8 protein-coding genes and 1 CRISPR repeat array are annotated in these 16,186 nt (G+C 50.8%); of the genes, 4 read left to right on the plus strand and 4 right to left on the minus strand.

What is annotated here, in order from left to right; all coding sequences use genetic code 11:
* Positions 1-48: 48 nt before the first annotated feature.
* From HCG48_RS18770 to HCG48_RS18780, 3 genes are all read right to left on the minus strand, one after another.
* Entirely contained in the window at positions 49-1,089 is a 1,041-nt protein-coding gene (locus tag HCG48_RS18770; protein WP_168570522.1) for a sulfate ABC transporter substrate-binding protein, read from the minus strand.
* Positions 1,090-1,135: 46 nt separating this feature from the next.
* Positions 1,136-2,161 carry a sulfate ABC transporter substrate-binding protein gene (locus HCG48_RS18775; RefSeq protein WP_168570523.1) on the minus strand — a complete coding sequence of 342 codons (1,026 nt, stop codon included), beginning with the start codon at positions 2,159-2,161 and terminating at the stop codon, positions 1,136-1,138.
* A 245-nt stretch (positions 2,162-2,406) separates the two neighbouring features.
* The gene (locus HCG48_RS18780) at positions 2,407-3,423 is read right to left on the minus strand and encodes a sulfate/molybdate ABC transporter ATP-binding protein (RefSeq protein WP_168570524.1); all 1,017 of its coding nucleotides are present in this window, start codon (positions 3,421-3,423) and stop codon (positions 2,407-2,409) included.
* A 52-nt stretch (positions 3,424-3,475) separates the two neighbouring features.
* Here HCG48_RS18780 and HCG48_RS18785 point away from each other — a divergent pair, with 52 nt between their 5' ends.
* Positions 3,476-3,622, plus strand: coding sequence for a hypothetical protein (locus HCG48_RS18785; RefSeq protein WP_168570525.1), 147 nt, complete (start codon positions 3,476-3,478; stop codon positions 3,620-3,622).
* Positions 3,623-3,719: 97 nt separating this feature from the next.
* Positions 3,720-4,742: a tRNA dihydrouridine(20/20a) synthase DusA gene (dusA, locus tag HCG48_RS18790; protein WP_168570526.1), complete on the plus strand. Its 1,023-nt coding sequence runs from the start codon at positions 3,720-3,722 to the stop codon at positions 4,740-4,742.
* Between the two features lie 312 nt (positions 4,743-5,054).
* Positions 5,055-6,768: a CRISPR direct-repeat array (repeat unit 37 nt; unit sequence GTCACTTATGCCCAACTCCCCGTAAGGGGATTGAAAC).
* A 691-nt stretch (positions 6,769-7,459) separates the two neighbouring features.
* Here dusA and HCG48_RS18795 read toward each other — a convergent pair.
* On the minus strand, positions 7,460-7,639 hold the full coding sequence (locus HCG48_RS18795; RefSeq protein ID WP_168570527.1) for an REP-associated tyrosine transposase: 180 nt from the start codon (positions 7,637-7,639) through the stop codon (positions 7,460-7,462).
* A gap of 727 nt (positions 7,640-8,366) precedes the next feature.
* On the opposite strand from HCG48_RS18795, the gene HCG48_RS18800 reads away from it, so the two are divergent.
* Positions 8,367-15,287: a DUF4347 domain-containing protein gene (locus tag HCG48_RS18800; RefSeq protein WP_168570528.1), complete on the plus strand. Its 6,921-nt coding sequence runs from the start codon at positions 8,367-8,369 to the stop codon at positions 15,285-15,287.
* 460 nt (positions 15,288-15,747) lie between these two features.
* Positions 15,748-15,939, plus strand: a complete 192-nt coding sequence (locus tag HCG48_RS18805) for a hypothetical protein (RefSeq protein ID WP_168570529.1) — start codon at positions 15,748-15,750, stop codon at positions 15,937-15,939.
* The last annotated feature ends 247 nt before the right edge of the window (positions 15,940-16,186 follow it).

The following is a 16,186-nucleotide window of genomic DNA, read 5'->3' on the forward strand; positions in this document are numbered from 1 at the left end:
ATTTGACGTTGTTTTATGTTATTCGTGCAATGTATCTTGGCAACGGTCTTAAGGGCCGATCGCCGCTTCAATGCGATCGAAGATCCCCCCTTCGTCGAAAAACTGGGCTTGTAAGGCATCCCAACCCCCTAAATCTTCGATGGTGTATAAATTCTTCACTGGGGGATAGCGGTCGGCAAACTCTGCCGCCACTGTGGGATCGACGGGACGAAAGCCGACTTTGGCGAATTCCCGTTGCGCTTCCGGCGTAAACAGGTATCGCACAAAAGCTTCGGCGACTTCTCGATTGCCGTGGGCTTCGACATTGCGATCGACCACGGCGACTGCATGTTCGATCGCCAAGTTAACCTCGGGAACGAAGTAAGCAATCGGGCGATCGTTTAATTGTGCTAAAATCAACTCGTTTTCGTAATTAATCAGCACGTCGGCGCGATGGTCGCGAAAGAAAATATCCGTCGCTTCCCGTGCGTCCTTCGGCAAGGCGGGAGCGTTGGCAAATACATTGCGGGTAAACTGCAAAGCTTCTTCCGGACTCCCCCCCGTTTCGGTTACCGAACCCCAGAGAGCGAGGAAATTCCAACGGGCGACACCGGAAGTTTTCGGGTTAGGCGTCAACACGGTCACCCCGGTTTTTGCTAAATCTGCCCATGTTTTAATTTGCTGGGGATTGCCCTCGCGAACCGCCAGGGCCGGAACCGATCGCGTCACGATCGCCCCATTTGGCGCCTCTTGTTCCCACCCCGGATCGATCAGTCCGGCTTTCTCGATTTGCCGGATATCGAGGGTCAACGCGAGGGCGACGACATCGGCTTCTAATCCGTGTAATACCGTCCGGGTCTGGTTTCCAGAGGCGCCGTAACTTTCACGAACGACCACGGTTTGACCGCGATCGCGCTGCCACTGCTCGGCAAATTGGGGAATAATGTGCTGGTAAGCGGCATGAGTCACCATGTAAGATACGAGAGTCAACTCTACCGTGTTCTCCGACTTTTCCGACGGCGAACACCCCGCGATCGCCCCGATTAAAACTGTCCCGATTCCCAAAGTTAGCGCTGGAAAAATTCGCCAGCAAGAGCGATTTTTGTTCATTTTCAAAACCCGAAATTGCCATTCATATCCGCAATATCACCGAACCTTAGCGATTAATTTCGGCGAGCATTTTATCGAACAATGCCCCTTCATCAAAAAATTGAGTTTGGACTTGATCCCAGCCGCCTAAATCTTCAACAGTAAATAAAGTCTTAACCTCCGGATACTGCTCTTTAAACTCTTCAGCGACACTGGCATCGACGGGGCGAAAACCGACCTTAGCAAATTCCCGTTGTGCTGCTGGCGTGAATAAATATTCGACGAAAGCTTCGGCAACTTCCCGGGTTCCATGTCGGTCTACATTGGCATCGACAACGGCGATTGGATTATCAATAGAAATATTGACATCGGGAACGACATAGGGAAGTTTTTGACCGTTAATGGCGGCTAAAATTACCTCATTTTCATAGTTGATTAACACATCTCCTTGACCTTGTTTGAAGAAAACATCGCTCGACTCTCGGGCATCTCTGGGTAAAATGGGGACGTTTTTAAAAACTTGAGTCACGAAGTTTTCGGCTGCCGTTTCGTCCCCTCTCGTGCGGGTTGCGGCTCCCCATAAGGCGAGGAAATTCCAGCGCGCGCCCCCGGAGGTTTTCGGATTGGCGGTAATAGTGGCGACATCTGGCTTGGCTAAATCTTGCCAGGTTTCGATCTGTTTGGGATTGCCTTCTCGGGTGACTAAAGCGGCGACGGATTTATGAACGATCGCCCCGTTCGGCGCTTCATTTTCCCAGCCCGGATCGATGAGTCCGGCTTCTTCAATTTTTTGAGTATCTAAGGCTAACGCGAGGGCGACGATATCGGCTTCTAACCCGTCAACAACGGCACGAGTTTGAGAGCCGGAACCGCCATAACTTTGAGTGAAGGTGATATCTTGCCCGTGCTTTTCTTTCCATTCCGCAGTGAATTTAGGAATGATGTTTTCATAAGCAGCGCGGGTAACGGCATAAGAAACTAGGGTCAATTCGAGGGAATTTTCTGACGATCGCTCGCCCCCGGTGCAAGCGGCGATCGCCACACCGGAAAAAGTTCCGACGAGCAATAGAGCGATAGAACGATGCCAATTCATGAGAACTTTTCCTTTAATCTACGGTAAGTCGGTCAAGATTATGGAGTTAATAGTTACGAGGGTCGATTGTACGCGGTTTGAGATAGAAATGCAATCCCACCAGGGAGGAAATGAGAGAGAGCCATGAAAGAAGAGCCAACCGGGCTGCCCCGGCGCGCTCTCCTTGCAAAGAGAAACCGGATCTGGAGCGAGACAATCGGTTAAAAAAGAGGAATTTAGGCTAAAATAAGAGAGAATCAGTCAAATTAAATCGAATAATCCAAGGGAAACGATTTTGCTTCCCTAGGACTGACGAAGACTCGTTGTTGCGGTTCGAGATTGAGTTCGTCGAACCGTTCCCGGCTTAAATGGGCGACCACCATCTGACCGTCATCGAGTTGCAGTTCCGCTTGAATTTCCCAACCGAGATTGACGATTCTCACGACGCGCGCCGGGGCGCTGTTGTCGCTGGCGACCGGGGCGACGGCTACATCGTGAGAGCGAACGAATACCTGTTTTCCGGCGCCATCGACGGGCCGATCTTGGAAAATGCGCGAATGACTGGGTAAAACGTTGACCGGACCGATGAAACTCATCACGAACGGCGTGGCGGGGCGATCGTATATTTCCGAGGGGGACCCGACTTGTTCGATGTGACCTTGATTGAAAATGGCGATTTCGTCGGCGACTTCCATCGCTTCTTCTTGGTCGTGGGTGACGAACACCGTGGTGACGTGGACTTCATCGTGGAGGCGGCGCAACCAAGCGCGCAAATCTTTGCGAACTTTTGCATCTAAAGCGCCAAAAGGTTCGTCGAGGAGCAACACTTGGGGCTCGACGGCGAGGGCCCTCGCCAGGGCGACCCGTTGTCGCTGACCGCCGGAGAGTTGGTTCGGGTAGCGATCGCCCAAACCTTCTAATTGAATTAAATTGAGCAGTTGTTCGACACGCCTTTTGACCTTTGCTTTGGGCAGTTTCCGAATTTCCAGTCCGAAGGCGATGTTTTGCCGAACTGTCAGATGTTTAAATAGGGCGTAATGCTGGAAAACGAAACCGATATTACGCTCTTGGACGCTTTGGTAGGTGGCATCCTGACCGATCAGCCAGATTTTGCCGCTATCTGGGGTTTCCAAGCCGGAAATCAAGCGCAATAAGGTAGATTTTCCCGAACCGGACGGGCCGAGTAAGGCCATCAGGCAGCCCGTTTTCACGGTCAAACTGACGGAATCGACGGCGGCAAAATTTCCGAATCGTTTCGAGACGTTTTCGACAACAATACCCACGGTTGGTGACCTCTCAGGGAGTGATTTAAAAGTCGTTTTCCCTAACTTAATTGTGACACGAGATCCACAAGTTGGCCGAGACGGGACGATCGCCTCGGCAAAAATCTACGGTAAATTAGTCGGGATACTGTACTTTTATAGCATACCCCGGCGATCGCCCGATCGCCCGTCTCCCCTTTTTCTGCAAAAATTAAGCTAATTTTGCAATAATATTGCAACTTATCTCGACCATTTCCACCCAAAGATCTAAAATCAAAACAAACTCAAATCAAAGCAAACTCAAATCTCAAATCAAAATGACTTCAACCCTTCCCCGTTCTGCTCCTGTCCTCGACTCCCCCGACGATCGCCCGGCGGGCCGTCCCTTGAGTGTGGCGCCGATGATGGATCGGACCGATCGCCACTTCCGCTATTTCATGCGTCAAATTACCCGCGAGACTTTGTTGTATACCGAGATGGTGGTCTCGGCGGCGATTATACACGGCGATCGCGATCGCCTCCTGGGGTTTTCCCCGGAAGAAAAACCGCTTGCCTTGCAAATAGGCGGCGACGACCCGCGCGAATTGGCGGAATGCGCCCGAATTGCCGAGGATTTCGGTTACGACGAACTCAATTTAAACGTCGGTTGTCCCAGTTCTCGGGTGCAGAATGGCAATTTCGGCGCCTGTCTGATGGCCCGACCGGAACGGGTGGCGGAGGCAGTAGCGGCGATGCAGGCGGCGACGCGCTTACCCGTGACCGTCAAACACCGGATCGGTATCGACGATCGCGACCGCTACGAGGACATGGCTCACTTTGTGTCGGTGGTCGCCGAGGCGGGCTGTCGTCGTTTCACGGTTCACGCGCGCAAGGCGTGGTTGTCGGGGTTGAATCCCAAGGAAAATCGCAATGTTCCGCCGTTGCGTTACGCCGATGTCTATCGGTTGAAGCGGGAGTTTCCGCATTTGTGGATCGAAATCAACGGCGGGATTAAAACGGTGGCGCAAATCGAGCAGCAGTTGCAGCAGGTCGATGCGGTGATGGTCGGACGGGCCGCTTACGACGATCCTTATTTATTCGCCCCGTGCGATCGCGCTATTTTCGGGGTAGCCTCGGCGCCGCCGACCCGTCACGAGGTGGTGGAACGGATGCTGCCTTATATCGATCGCTGCGTGGGCGCCGGGGTGCGCTTGCACAAAATTAGCCGTCACCTGTTGCAACTGTTTGCGGGACAGCCCGGGTCGCGCGCCTGGAAGCGCCACATCAGCGAACACGCCTGTCGTCCCGGGGCCGGATCGACGGTGATTTGTGAAGCGCTCGCTCGGGTTCCTCGGGGATAAGGGGGTCGGCAGTCGGCGCGATCGGCTTCAGGTCGGGCGATCGGCGTTTTTGTAACGATTGTTTGCGCGAGGGTTGACCGATGACGGAAAGAGCTTTATGGTTGGATACAGCGATCGAGGGATTGGCAGCGAGCCTTATCTGTTTTTTCTGCAGTTACGGTGTCGTGATTACCTTCTTCCTCGTTTTTGCCCGATTTTGGGCAAATCCTCAGTCGCCAAAACAAAGCGTTAAGTTTTGTAACGGACGGCCTCCGTACTCTGGCGCAAACGCACCTTGAAAACCAGATACAGCAAGGGTTTCAATGGCATAGGGTCACTTATGCCCAACTCCCCGTAAGGGGATTGAAACCATCAGCTGGTACTTGAATATCATGAGGTATACGATAGTCAGGAGTGTCACTTATGCCCAACTCCCCGTAAGGGGATTGAAACGTCTGTGCCTGAAGAAGAAGCTCACGTTCCTTCAACAGTCACTTATGCCCAACTCCCCGTAAGGGGATTGAAACTGAGGGAATACTTTCCGGCGACTAATAACCCCTTAGCGGCAGTCACTTATGCCCAACTCCCCGTAAGGGGATTGAAACCTCCAGTTTTTCGAGCGAACCCTTTCACTGGTTTACCTCGAAGGTCACTTATGCCCAACTCCCCGTAAGGGGATTGAAACACTTCCAGTGGGCTTTTCGCCCACTCAAGGACTTTTGCCGCTGTCACTTATGCCCAACTCCCCGTAAGGGGATTGAAACTTCTGCTACAATGTGTGGAGATTTATTGAGGGAACATGGTCACTTATGCCCAACTCCCCGTAAGGGGATTGAAACCATGGCCCACGTCAAGGCCATTTGCACTGATATATGCTGTATGTCACTTATGCCCAACTCCCCGTAAGGGGATTGAAACGCCAGCTTCATCGAGCTTAACCCCTTCTTTCGTGTATCCTTCCGTCACTTATGCCCAACTCCCCGTAAGGGGATTGAAACGAGTCTAGTGTTGCTCCAAGAGCTACGAGGTTATAAGCTTGAAGTCACTTATGCCCAACTCCCCGTAAGGGGATTGAAACGGGGTGAATGTCAAGTACTCCCGCATCAAACAGGTCGAGCTTCCGTAACTCGACACCATATACGTCACTTATGCCCAACTCCCCGTAAGGGGATTGAAACCCACTGGGGCGAAGGCGTCCGTATCACTCCACAATTGAGGGAGCGTCACTTATGCCCAACTCCCCGTAAGGGGATTGAAACTCCTGCTCCCATGCGGTCTTAGGACCAACCGTTACAACCTCGTCACTTATGCCCAACTCCCCGTAAGGGGATTGAAACTCGTACTCCTCTTGTAACTGCTCCAGGTATTCCACATACCTGAGAATGGTCACTTATGCCCAACTCCCCGTAAGGGGATTGAAACACTTGTTCCATATAGCCACCTCAGCCTCATCAGCTTCCCAGGTCACTTATGCCCAACTCCCCGTAAGGGGATTGAAACTCGTACTCCTCTTGTAACTGCTCCAGGTATTCCACATACCTGAGAATGGTCACTTATGCCCAACTCCCCGTAAGGGGATTGAAACACTTGTTCCATATAGCCACCTCAGCCTCATCAGCTTCCCAGGTCACTTATGCCCAACTCCCCGTAAGGGGATTGAAACCTATTTTCATATCATTCAATAATTAACAAGAACGCGTCACTTATGCCCAACTCCCCGTAAGGGGATTGAAACCCTGGGATAATTCCCATTGCCATATCGAACAGCTTGTCACTTATGCCCAACTCCCCGTAAGGGGATTGAAACAGTGCGAAGTCCTCATTCTCAAAGTTCATCGGCCCGTAATGCTGTCACTTATGCCCAACTCCCCGTAAGGGGATTGAAACAGCGGTGCGACCTCCTCTGGGGGCAAGTTGTCGATACAAACCGTCACTTATGCCCAACTCCCCGTAAGGGGATTGAAACCAGATTGCCTCAGCTTGCGGGGACATCGGATCAACTGGGAACAAGTCACTTATGCCCAACTCCCCGCAAGGGGATTGAAACAATGGTGCGAAGCAGTAGGGTGTGTTATGCGGCCAGAAAATGCGAATGCTTACAAATCAATGATATTTCCGCATAACGCACCATTCCAAATCGCGCGATCGTCATAAGCCGCACATTTCCACCATCACGATCGTTTCTGACACGATCGTTGCACCCTCCACGGAACCCCGTATTCGATTTTTTGGCAACACCATCATTCATCAATGGGGTTTGTCGGTGGTGCGTTGCGGCCAGGTTAATATTTTCGTGAAAACCCATAATTTATCGATGCCGCAACACACCCTACCGGGATTTTGGGAAACACCGCCTCCACATTTCCACCGCTACGGTCATTTATAACATGATCATCGCATCATCCAAATTTCACAAAAACCCAGAAATGATCCGTTTTTTTGGGTCGGTTTTGTCTGTGTAAAACCAATATTTATTAATGGGATTTGTCGGTGGGGGCGGTGCGTTACGGCGATTTCAATATTTGGGTGAAAATTATGATTTATTCCCGCCGTAACACACCCTACCGGGATAATTTTGAATTTTGAATTGAAATCTGGTGCCCTGCGGCGATGTCAATATTTGGGTGAAAATTATGATTTATTCCCGCCGTAACACACCCTACCGGGATTGGTAATTGAAATTACCAGTTCTAATCGGGGGGATAAATGCCTTGTCGAATAAACCGATGAATGCTCGACTACGGCCAATCTGTCGGCGATTTGCATAACCCATGTTTCACCGGGTTAATATGAATATAATCGCAATAGGCGGCAAATTCTTGTTCGTCCCGTACCCGATGTTCCCAAAACCGCCGTTGCCATAAATTTCGTTCCCGACGGGCTTTTCGCGATGCGCTTATTGTTGTCTCTAAATTCAAGCGATCGCGTCACGTGGCTTTTCACCAAACGCATTCGGGTTCTGCGGCGACAACAAACCTTCGTGCGCCACTAGAAAATGGAAATCGCCGTAACGCACCGCCCCCCTAAATTGGTGGAAATAGTATCTAAGTTATAGAAATTATAGATTGCGAGGATCTCTTTTCAAGTTTATAGTCTCTATCTCATGAATTAACCTGTAATGCCCGTAGAAAAGGGAATACACCTACTTATCTCGGATCTTATTCACTGGAGAATCTGGCTTAAAGTCTATCTCTTTATTATCTCTACTTAAAATTTATCTACTTTTTTGTGGAGTAACAAAAAAGTAGATAAATAGCTAAATGTATAAATACTAATGCTAATCAAGTCAAGACTTTGGCTGTGATACTTCATTTCCTCGCTTCCTCTTGGGGAATATCTTTGACAAGAAAGCCTTACTTTGTTTTAATTTCTTGACAATTCTGCACTGTCCAATCGATCGAAAAAAGTTTGTTTTTTATTGAAAAGCGTGTAATATAAGCCTCAATAGTAATCAAACTCAGCCAAGGGGAGTCCGAACAAGATAATCCATATATATCCGATCGCAGCAAACTAAATCTGTCGCCAGAGTCCATCTAACAATCCCCCCACGGTAGATAGGGCATCAGGCGCGGTTTAGCGTCGGTCGGAATAGTTGCTTTAGCCTGTTGAGATTAAGCCCAGTTATTGGACTCAAAGACTTTAAACATGTTGAAAATGAGTGGTCCGACCGATAAACGATCTCATGGGATTTGCGATCGTTCGAGCAAGACTGTCAAAGAATTAGTCATTGTTGACGCCCAGGTTGAGCAATGGGAAATACTTGCATCTGGAGTGCGTCCCGAGTGCGAAGTAGTGGTACTGCATCCCCATGAAGATGGGATCCAACAGATTGCAGCTCTGCTAACAGCCGATCGCCCAGATGGGATTCAGAGTGGATCCCTCAGTACCATCCACATTATTTCCCACGGGTCTGCCGACACCCTCTATCTGGGTAACAGCATCCTCAACCGCGAAACCCTGGAAACGCTCTACAGCCAAGCAATCCAACAATGGCGCCAAGTCCTCAGCGACAACGCCCACATCCTCATCTATGGCTGTAACGTAGCGGCGATCGACGCCGATGCCTCCTCCCAGACTTCCCTGCTATCCCTGCTGCGGGAACTCACAGGGGCGAATATTGCCGCCTCCAGCACTGCGATCGGCAACGCCGCACAAGGCGGAAACTGGAACCTCGACTACAGCACAGACCCCAAGCAACCCGCCTTAGCATTTTTACCGGAAGTGATGGCGAATTACCCGGCAGTCCTGGGTAAAGGCCCCGGGGGCGTCGGGACCACTGACGGCACCTCTACCTTAGAATTGTGGCTCAAAGGAGATGCTGGCGTCACCCAAACGGCCAATGCCGTCAGCGCCTGGGGAGACCAGTCGGGCAATGGCGTTTCTCTAGATCAACCCACTGCCGCCAGCCAGCCCACCTATAATGCGACGGGCTTAAACAATCAACCCACCCTTACCTTTGACGGCACTGACGACTATTTAGAAACGGCATTTAATGCCAACCTCAACTCTCCCCAGTTTGACCTGTTTGTGGTTACCAAAGCCACTGGAGGAGCGGGCACCTTTCGTTCTGTGATTACCAGTCGAGAGGTTACACCGGAGGCACGAGGATATAGCCTCTATGCCGCCGACGTGAATACTTGGCAACATTGGACCGGCGATGGTGCAGCCGCATGGGTGAAAGGAGGAAGTTCTCCAGTTACAGCAGACAGTTGGGAGGTGATTGCTGGCAACTATGATGGCACTACGCAGCGCACGTTTACAAATGGTGCCGAAGTAGATAGCATCGCCACAACTTATCCCCCAAATACGAGCAACCCCACAAGAATCGGTGCTGGCTTCAGGGCAGGAGATCCTTCTCTAGATTTTTATCTTCCTGGAGAGATCGCCGAAGTTCTGATTTATAGCAATGCCTTAAATACTGCCGAACGCACCATTGTCGATAACTACCTCAGTTCCAAATATGCTCTAACTACCGCAACGGATAAATATGTTGGAGATAATGCAGCCAATGGCGATTATGACTTGAATGTAGCCGGAATCGGCCAGGAAGCTAACGGCAACAACACCACCGCCACTTCTGCCGACCTGACGATCGCCAACAACACCTATCTGCAAGATAATGGCGACTATCTGCTCTTCGGTCACAATCAAGCCACCAATTCACTGGTCACCACAGATATTCCCACTGGCACCACCAATCGCTGGAACCGAGTTTGGTATCTGGATAAAACGGACACGAATACCAACAACGGCACCGTAGATCTGACCTTTGACTTTTCCGAGTTGGGCAGCACTCCCACCGGAACCTATACGCTACTGTTCCGCAATGGAACCACCGGGGCGTTTTCCGCAGTCGCAGGCGTTACGGCGGGTACTATTAGCGGCAATCAAGTGGTGTTTAGCGGTGTCGATCTCAGCGCCCTTGCAGACGGCTATTACACCTTGGGCTCCGACAGCAGCGCCCCCACCTTATCCTCTGTTAGCATTGCCTCCAACAATGCCAATGACACCAGCTTGGCGAAAGTCGGGGATACGGTAACGGTGACATTCACCGCTTCAGATCCCCTGAGTGGAACGCCGACGGTCACGATTGGCGGACAAACAGCCACCGTCACCAACACCACGGGCAACACTTACGAAGCCACTTATACCCTGACCGATAGCGATACGGAAGGGGCACAGGCGATTAATATCCAGTTTAGCGATGCTGGGGGAAATACGGGAACGGCTACGGCAACCACCGATTCCAGTAGCGTCAGCTTGGATAAAACGGCCCCCAGTTTATCTGCCGTTAGCATTGCCTCGAACAACGCCAATGACACCAGTACCGCTACGGTGGGGGATACGGTAACGGTGACATTCACCGCTTCCGAAACCCTGAGTGGAACGCCCACGGTCACGATTGGCGGACAAACAGCCACCGTCACCAACACCACGGGTAACAGTTACGAAGCCACTTATACCCTGGCGGATGGTGATAGCACAGGGGCACTGGGATTCAATATTAATTTCACTGACGTTGTCGGCAATACAGGAACGAGCGCTGCTACCACTGACTCTAGTAGTGTTACTTTCAACGCCACCCCGGACTCGATCGGACTGGCGTTCGACAATAGTGAAGTCATCACCAATCCCTTGAATTTGGGCTTTACTAAGCTACAGGAGTCGCTGACCGACAGTCTAGGTAAACTGCCGATCGTCGGTGAGAGCGTTCAAACCGCCGTCCCGAATTTTTTCAATAATATTAAAAACCAACTGAGTACCGGGTTATCGGTTTCGCAAGTTTGGGATGCGGCGAAGTTCAAACAGGCGATCCAAGACGCTCTGAGCCAAGATTTTGCCAACGTGACGGTCAGCGAATCCGTCGGTGCAAACGGAGAACTTCAAGCGATCGTCAACCTCAGCCAACAGTACAATCCCACGGTGGGGTTGAACGGTGATTTGGGATTGCCCGGTCTAAAATTGAATGCCCAGGGGGATGCCAACACTAAATTCAACTACGATTTTTCCTTGGGATTGGGTCTCAACGAGCAAGGTCTGTTCTTTGATACCAACAATACAACGTTGAGCCTCAACACTGAAGCGAGTTTAGCCGATAATTTTCAGGGGACATCGGATGTCAGTTTGTTGCCAATTAATTTGGCAAACAACACGAATAATCCGACACAACTGACCGGGGATTTTCAGTTATCCCTGCAAGATTTAACTGCCGATTTAGGCGGCGTCAACGATGGAAAACTGACCTTTAGCGAACTCGACCAAGGCACCTACGATCTTTCCTATCTGATTGACACGACGTTAAATACGAAAGGAACGTTGGGGTTCAAGGCGCGAACTAACCTTGGGGAGAGTGCGGCCATCCCGTCGTATAGCTTCGACCTCAATGCCAATTTCCCGGAGTTAAACTACGCTAACGGTCAGTGGAGTGGGCCGCAGATTCCGAAATTAGCCTTCAACAATATCCAACTTGATTTGGGGACTTTCGTCGCCGACTTTGCCGAACCGGTGATGTCTACGATCGATGATATTATTTCCCCCATCAAACCTCTCCTGACCGTCTTTAATGGCAATATTGAACCCCTGTCTCATTTTGGCATCGTCCGGGAGTTCTTTGACATAAATGAGGATGGGAAGGTAACGCTGATCGAGGTGGGAGCTAAAATCACTGGCAACGACATCGATACTAGCTTTCTCGATTCGTTGGAGTATGTCATTCAAGCGAATAGTCTGCTTGTAGACCTCGCCAATTCAGGGGGAAATATTACGATTGATTTGGGTGACTACGAACTCGATTTCGACCCCACGAATCCGAATGCCGAGCTCAAAAATGCTCCGAAAACCCAAGTCAAAACGACGGCATCTTCTTTGGAGCAGGCTAAGTCGAACAGCACAACTCAGGAATTGTTTAACCTGTTTGGCAAAATGGACGGGTTAAGTTTCCCGATTTTAACGCCGGATAATTCGGTGGATTTGCTGTTGGGGAAAGAAGATGTCACGTTGTTTGCTTATAAACTCCCGGATCTTGACTTTGAATTCAATCTAGGCGAGGAGTTTCCGATTTTCTCCATTCCGGTGGTGAATGTTGGTGTGAATGGGACGTTCGGAATCGACTTGGCAGCCACGTCGAATCTCGGGTTTGGCTTTGATACCTATGGACTGGCTGAATGGAAAAAGTCTGGAGGGACGGATTATTCTAAGATTTTTGATGGATTCTACGTCAGCGATCGCCAAAATGCGGATGGAACCGGAGACGACGTTCACGAACTCAAACTCACCGGCGGGATCAACCTTGGAGGCGGCGTCAATGTTGCACTAGCAAAAGCGTACCTAACTGGGGGGCTTGAGGCAAATATTAAGTTCGACCTGCTGGATGTAGGGGAAGGAGAATTCAGTTCCAGCCAATTTGACGGGCTTCGCGAGGAAGTGCGTGCGGTTCTGAATGAGTACAGTCACTTGGGGGTCGATCCCAACTTAGCCGATGACCTGAACATGAATGCCGAGAATCTGTACGAGGAAGGCAAGGCTAAGATTCGAGAACCAGCCGGTAGTTCAGTCAGCGCGGAGAATGTGGACACTGTCCGCAACGAGATGTGGTGGAAAGTCCACGACGTTTTAGGTAAAGTCTACAACTCTAGTGTGGAAAAGGCGTTGGGAACCGGTGATGGCAAAATTCGCGCTTCTGAAATTACGTCCCGAATTAGCCGCCCCCTGAGTTTATTTGCGATTAATGGGGATCTGAAAGCCGTCTTGGACTTTGTTGCCGAGTATTATGTGCCTCTCTCTTGGTACACCGCTTACGAAAAACGTCTAGCGGAAGTCACGCTGGCAGAGTTTCGATTGGGAGACTATACCAGTAACAAGAGTCGCGCCATCGATCCTTACATTAGTGGCGGGTTCGTCTTCTTTGATGCCAACTTCAATGAAGTGTTCGATGAAGATACAGAACCGTTTGCCTTAACGAATCCTGATGGCAGTTTTGAACTAGACATCCAACTTGATAGCTTCGATCTCAATGGAAACGGCACGATCGATCCGACGGAAGGCCAGATTATTTTAAATGAAGGGGTGGATGCTTCTACCTACTTGCCTCTGGTGACGCCCCTGACTTCCATCCCGGGGTCTGAGGTTGTTACTCCCTTAACCACGATGATTGCTTGGTTAGTAGAGGACGGTCTCGATCCAGCCTCGGCAGAAAATCAGGTCAAAACGGCGTTAGGATTGCCTGCCGAGGTGAACTTGAGTACCTACGATCCGCTCTTCGCGATCGCCAATGGCGATCCGAATGGGGTGGCGGTGTTTGCGGCGATGATTCAGGTGCAAAATACGATCGTCCAAACGGCGAAGTTAATCGAAGGGGGCAGTGACATTGCTGTAGTCCAACTCGGTCATGCGGCGATTTCTGGCATTGCCAAGTTCTTGAAATCCAACAGTTCGGTTGACCTAACCCAACTTGAGACGATCGAGGCGATCGTTCAAGATGCAATCAGTTTTAGTCCCTCGTTCGGCTCCGAAGGCAATACTGTGAATGCGGAGCAAATCAGCAGCGTCGCTTCGGCGGCGGCTGAAGTGATGGCTCTAGGGAACCAAATCGTCCAAGAACTATCAACGAGCGGTCTGCCGTTGACAGATATCGCCACTGAAATCACCAAAATGCAGGCGGTGGCGGTGGGTCAAATCGCTGTTGGGTTGCCGGAATTGGCCGCAGGCACCTTGCCGGTGGAAGAGTTCCTGGCGAACAATACGAAAGAGGCGATCGAGCAGAAGATGGCAGAAGTGCGAGTGGCAGACCCCACCGTTCGCCCCACCTTCCCCAGCTTCAACATCGAAGTCGATCCTGCCGGACCTCAACTTGAAGATCCATCCGAGCTCTCACCCTGGCTTCCGCAGCAGTTGCTTACCAATAACGACGGCGAACAACTGAGTGATGATAAGCAAATCGAGACCGCTCAGCCGCGCAAGCTCTCAATTTTGCTGTTCGACCCCGCATACTATCTGGCAGAAAATGTAGACGTTGCGGACGCCGTAGCGAATGGAACAGTCCGCAGTGCCGCCGAACACTTTAGCTTGTTTGGATTGGCGGAAGGTCGCTCCCCGAGTGAGGTCTTCACGAACCTTTATCTCGCGAATAACCCGGATGTGGCGGATGCGGTTACGAATGGTTCGTTCCGCAGTGCGTTCCAACATTTCATCAAGTTCGGGTTTGCGGAAGGTCGCTTCCCCAGCGATCTGTTTAAAGACTTCGAGATGTTCTATGTATCGCAAAACGCCGATGCTGCCGAAGCGATCGCCAATGGTACATACAGCAACGGTCTGGAACATCTAGTCTCCGTCGGTTTCGCCGAAGGTCGCAATCCGTTCGTGCAGTTCGAGATGCTGACACAAACCTTCGACGCGAAATACTATCTGTCGCAAAATGCCGATGTAGCGGATGCGGTGGAAAACGGAATCTTCCGCAATGCGATGGAACACTTTATCTACTTCGGTCTGTCCGAGGGTCGCAATCCGAGTCTGGCATTTAGCAATCCTATCTATCTGGCGAATAACCCGGATGTGGAGTCAGCCATCAACGAGGGGAGCTTTGCCAGTGGCTACGCACATTATCTGATGCACGGATTTGCGGAAGGTCGTATCGGTGGTGCGATCGCCGTCAATGCGCGCACGAATTTCAATCTCGGCGATCGTGCCTTACTGACTGAACAGGAGACAGATCTCCTCACTGGCATGGATGAAAATACCATCAATTCCGATCTCGGTGACGTTGACCAGCTCATCGGTCAACCGGGTGCCGAAACCTTCATCCTTGGCGATGCCAACCAAGCCTACTATCTCAATAGCGCCGATGCGGTTAGTGGCAAGGAATATGCAATTGTCACCAATTTTGATACCAGTGAAGATATCATCCAGTTGCAGGGGGTATCGGCTGATTACGAACTGGCTGCCTCTCCCGCAGGAATACCTTCCGGGACGGCAATTTATCGCAACGAGGGCGATAGTAAGGATTTGATTGCAGTGGTTCAGGATGTTTCTGAGCTGAGTTTGCAGTCGGATTACTTCAGTTTCGTGTAAAGATAATGTCCGGCAGGAAGGATCTTCGCAAAAACGATGAGTCCGCCTAGGCGGAGATCCTCCGCCGGACACATCCCTATTAGGAATCCTCGTATTATGAATACACCGCCACCTGCTACGCGAGGTGGCGGTGTCTTGATTAGAAGGGCTTATCCCTCCCGACAGGCGGTATTCTCGCCGTGTTCTGGGAACTTTGGCCCAGAGACACCCCCAAGTCGTTTCCGCTATGGGGCTTTGAGTGAAACTTTGACCCGGAGTCCGACCTGTATTAACCGACTCCACAGGATTTACAGGGTGCTTCTCCCTCTCTTGAGAGGTCGTGTCTCCGGGGTGTTCGGAAATCTCAGTTCCGCCCTTTACCGTACCGCTCAAGATATATAGCATTATCACATAGAAACCGCCGCTCCTTAACCCCCACCTGTTCCTAGGTGGGGGAATGCGTCGCTATTTTTGTTCAAAGTTGAGTAAAATTGGGAGCATCCCCATAGACGGCAACGGGATCAAAAGTTTTGGTGCTTTCCAACTACATCTGTTACAACTGTTGCCTCCCCAAGCCAAAAGCATCGAAAAAACGATCGCGGCGATCGATCCCCTGACGACCCATCAGCCCCACCGCAAACCCCACCGACTGTTCGCAGACACCTGTCCGTAAGCGTCCCCCGTCAGTTCAATCAAAATATCGTCTAGGCTTGGTGGGCGTGGAACAGAGTCTAAAATCTTACCTAATCTGTTCCCATTCCCGGAGTCGCAACAACAGCAGTAAAATAGAGGACGATCCTGGTTCGAGAGAAACTGACGTATCCAGGTGGTTTTGCCACTACCAGGCGATCCGGCGATCGCGATCGATGTTATGGAGCTCATTCACTCTTGCCTTAAGATAGAATTACATAAAACATAAA

Origin of the sequence: Oxynema aestuarii AP17 (assembly GCF_012295525.1) — a bacterium.
Taxonomy (GTDB): Bacteria; Cyanobacteriota; Cyanobacteriia; order Cyanobacteriales; family Laspinemataceae; genus Oxynema; species Oxynema aestuarii.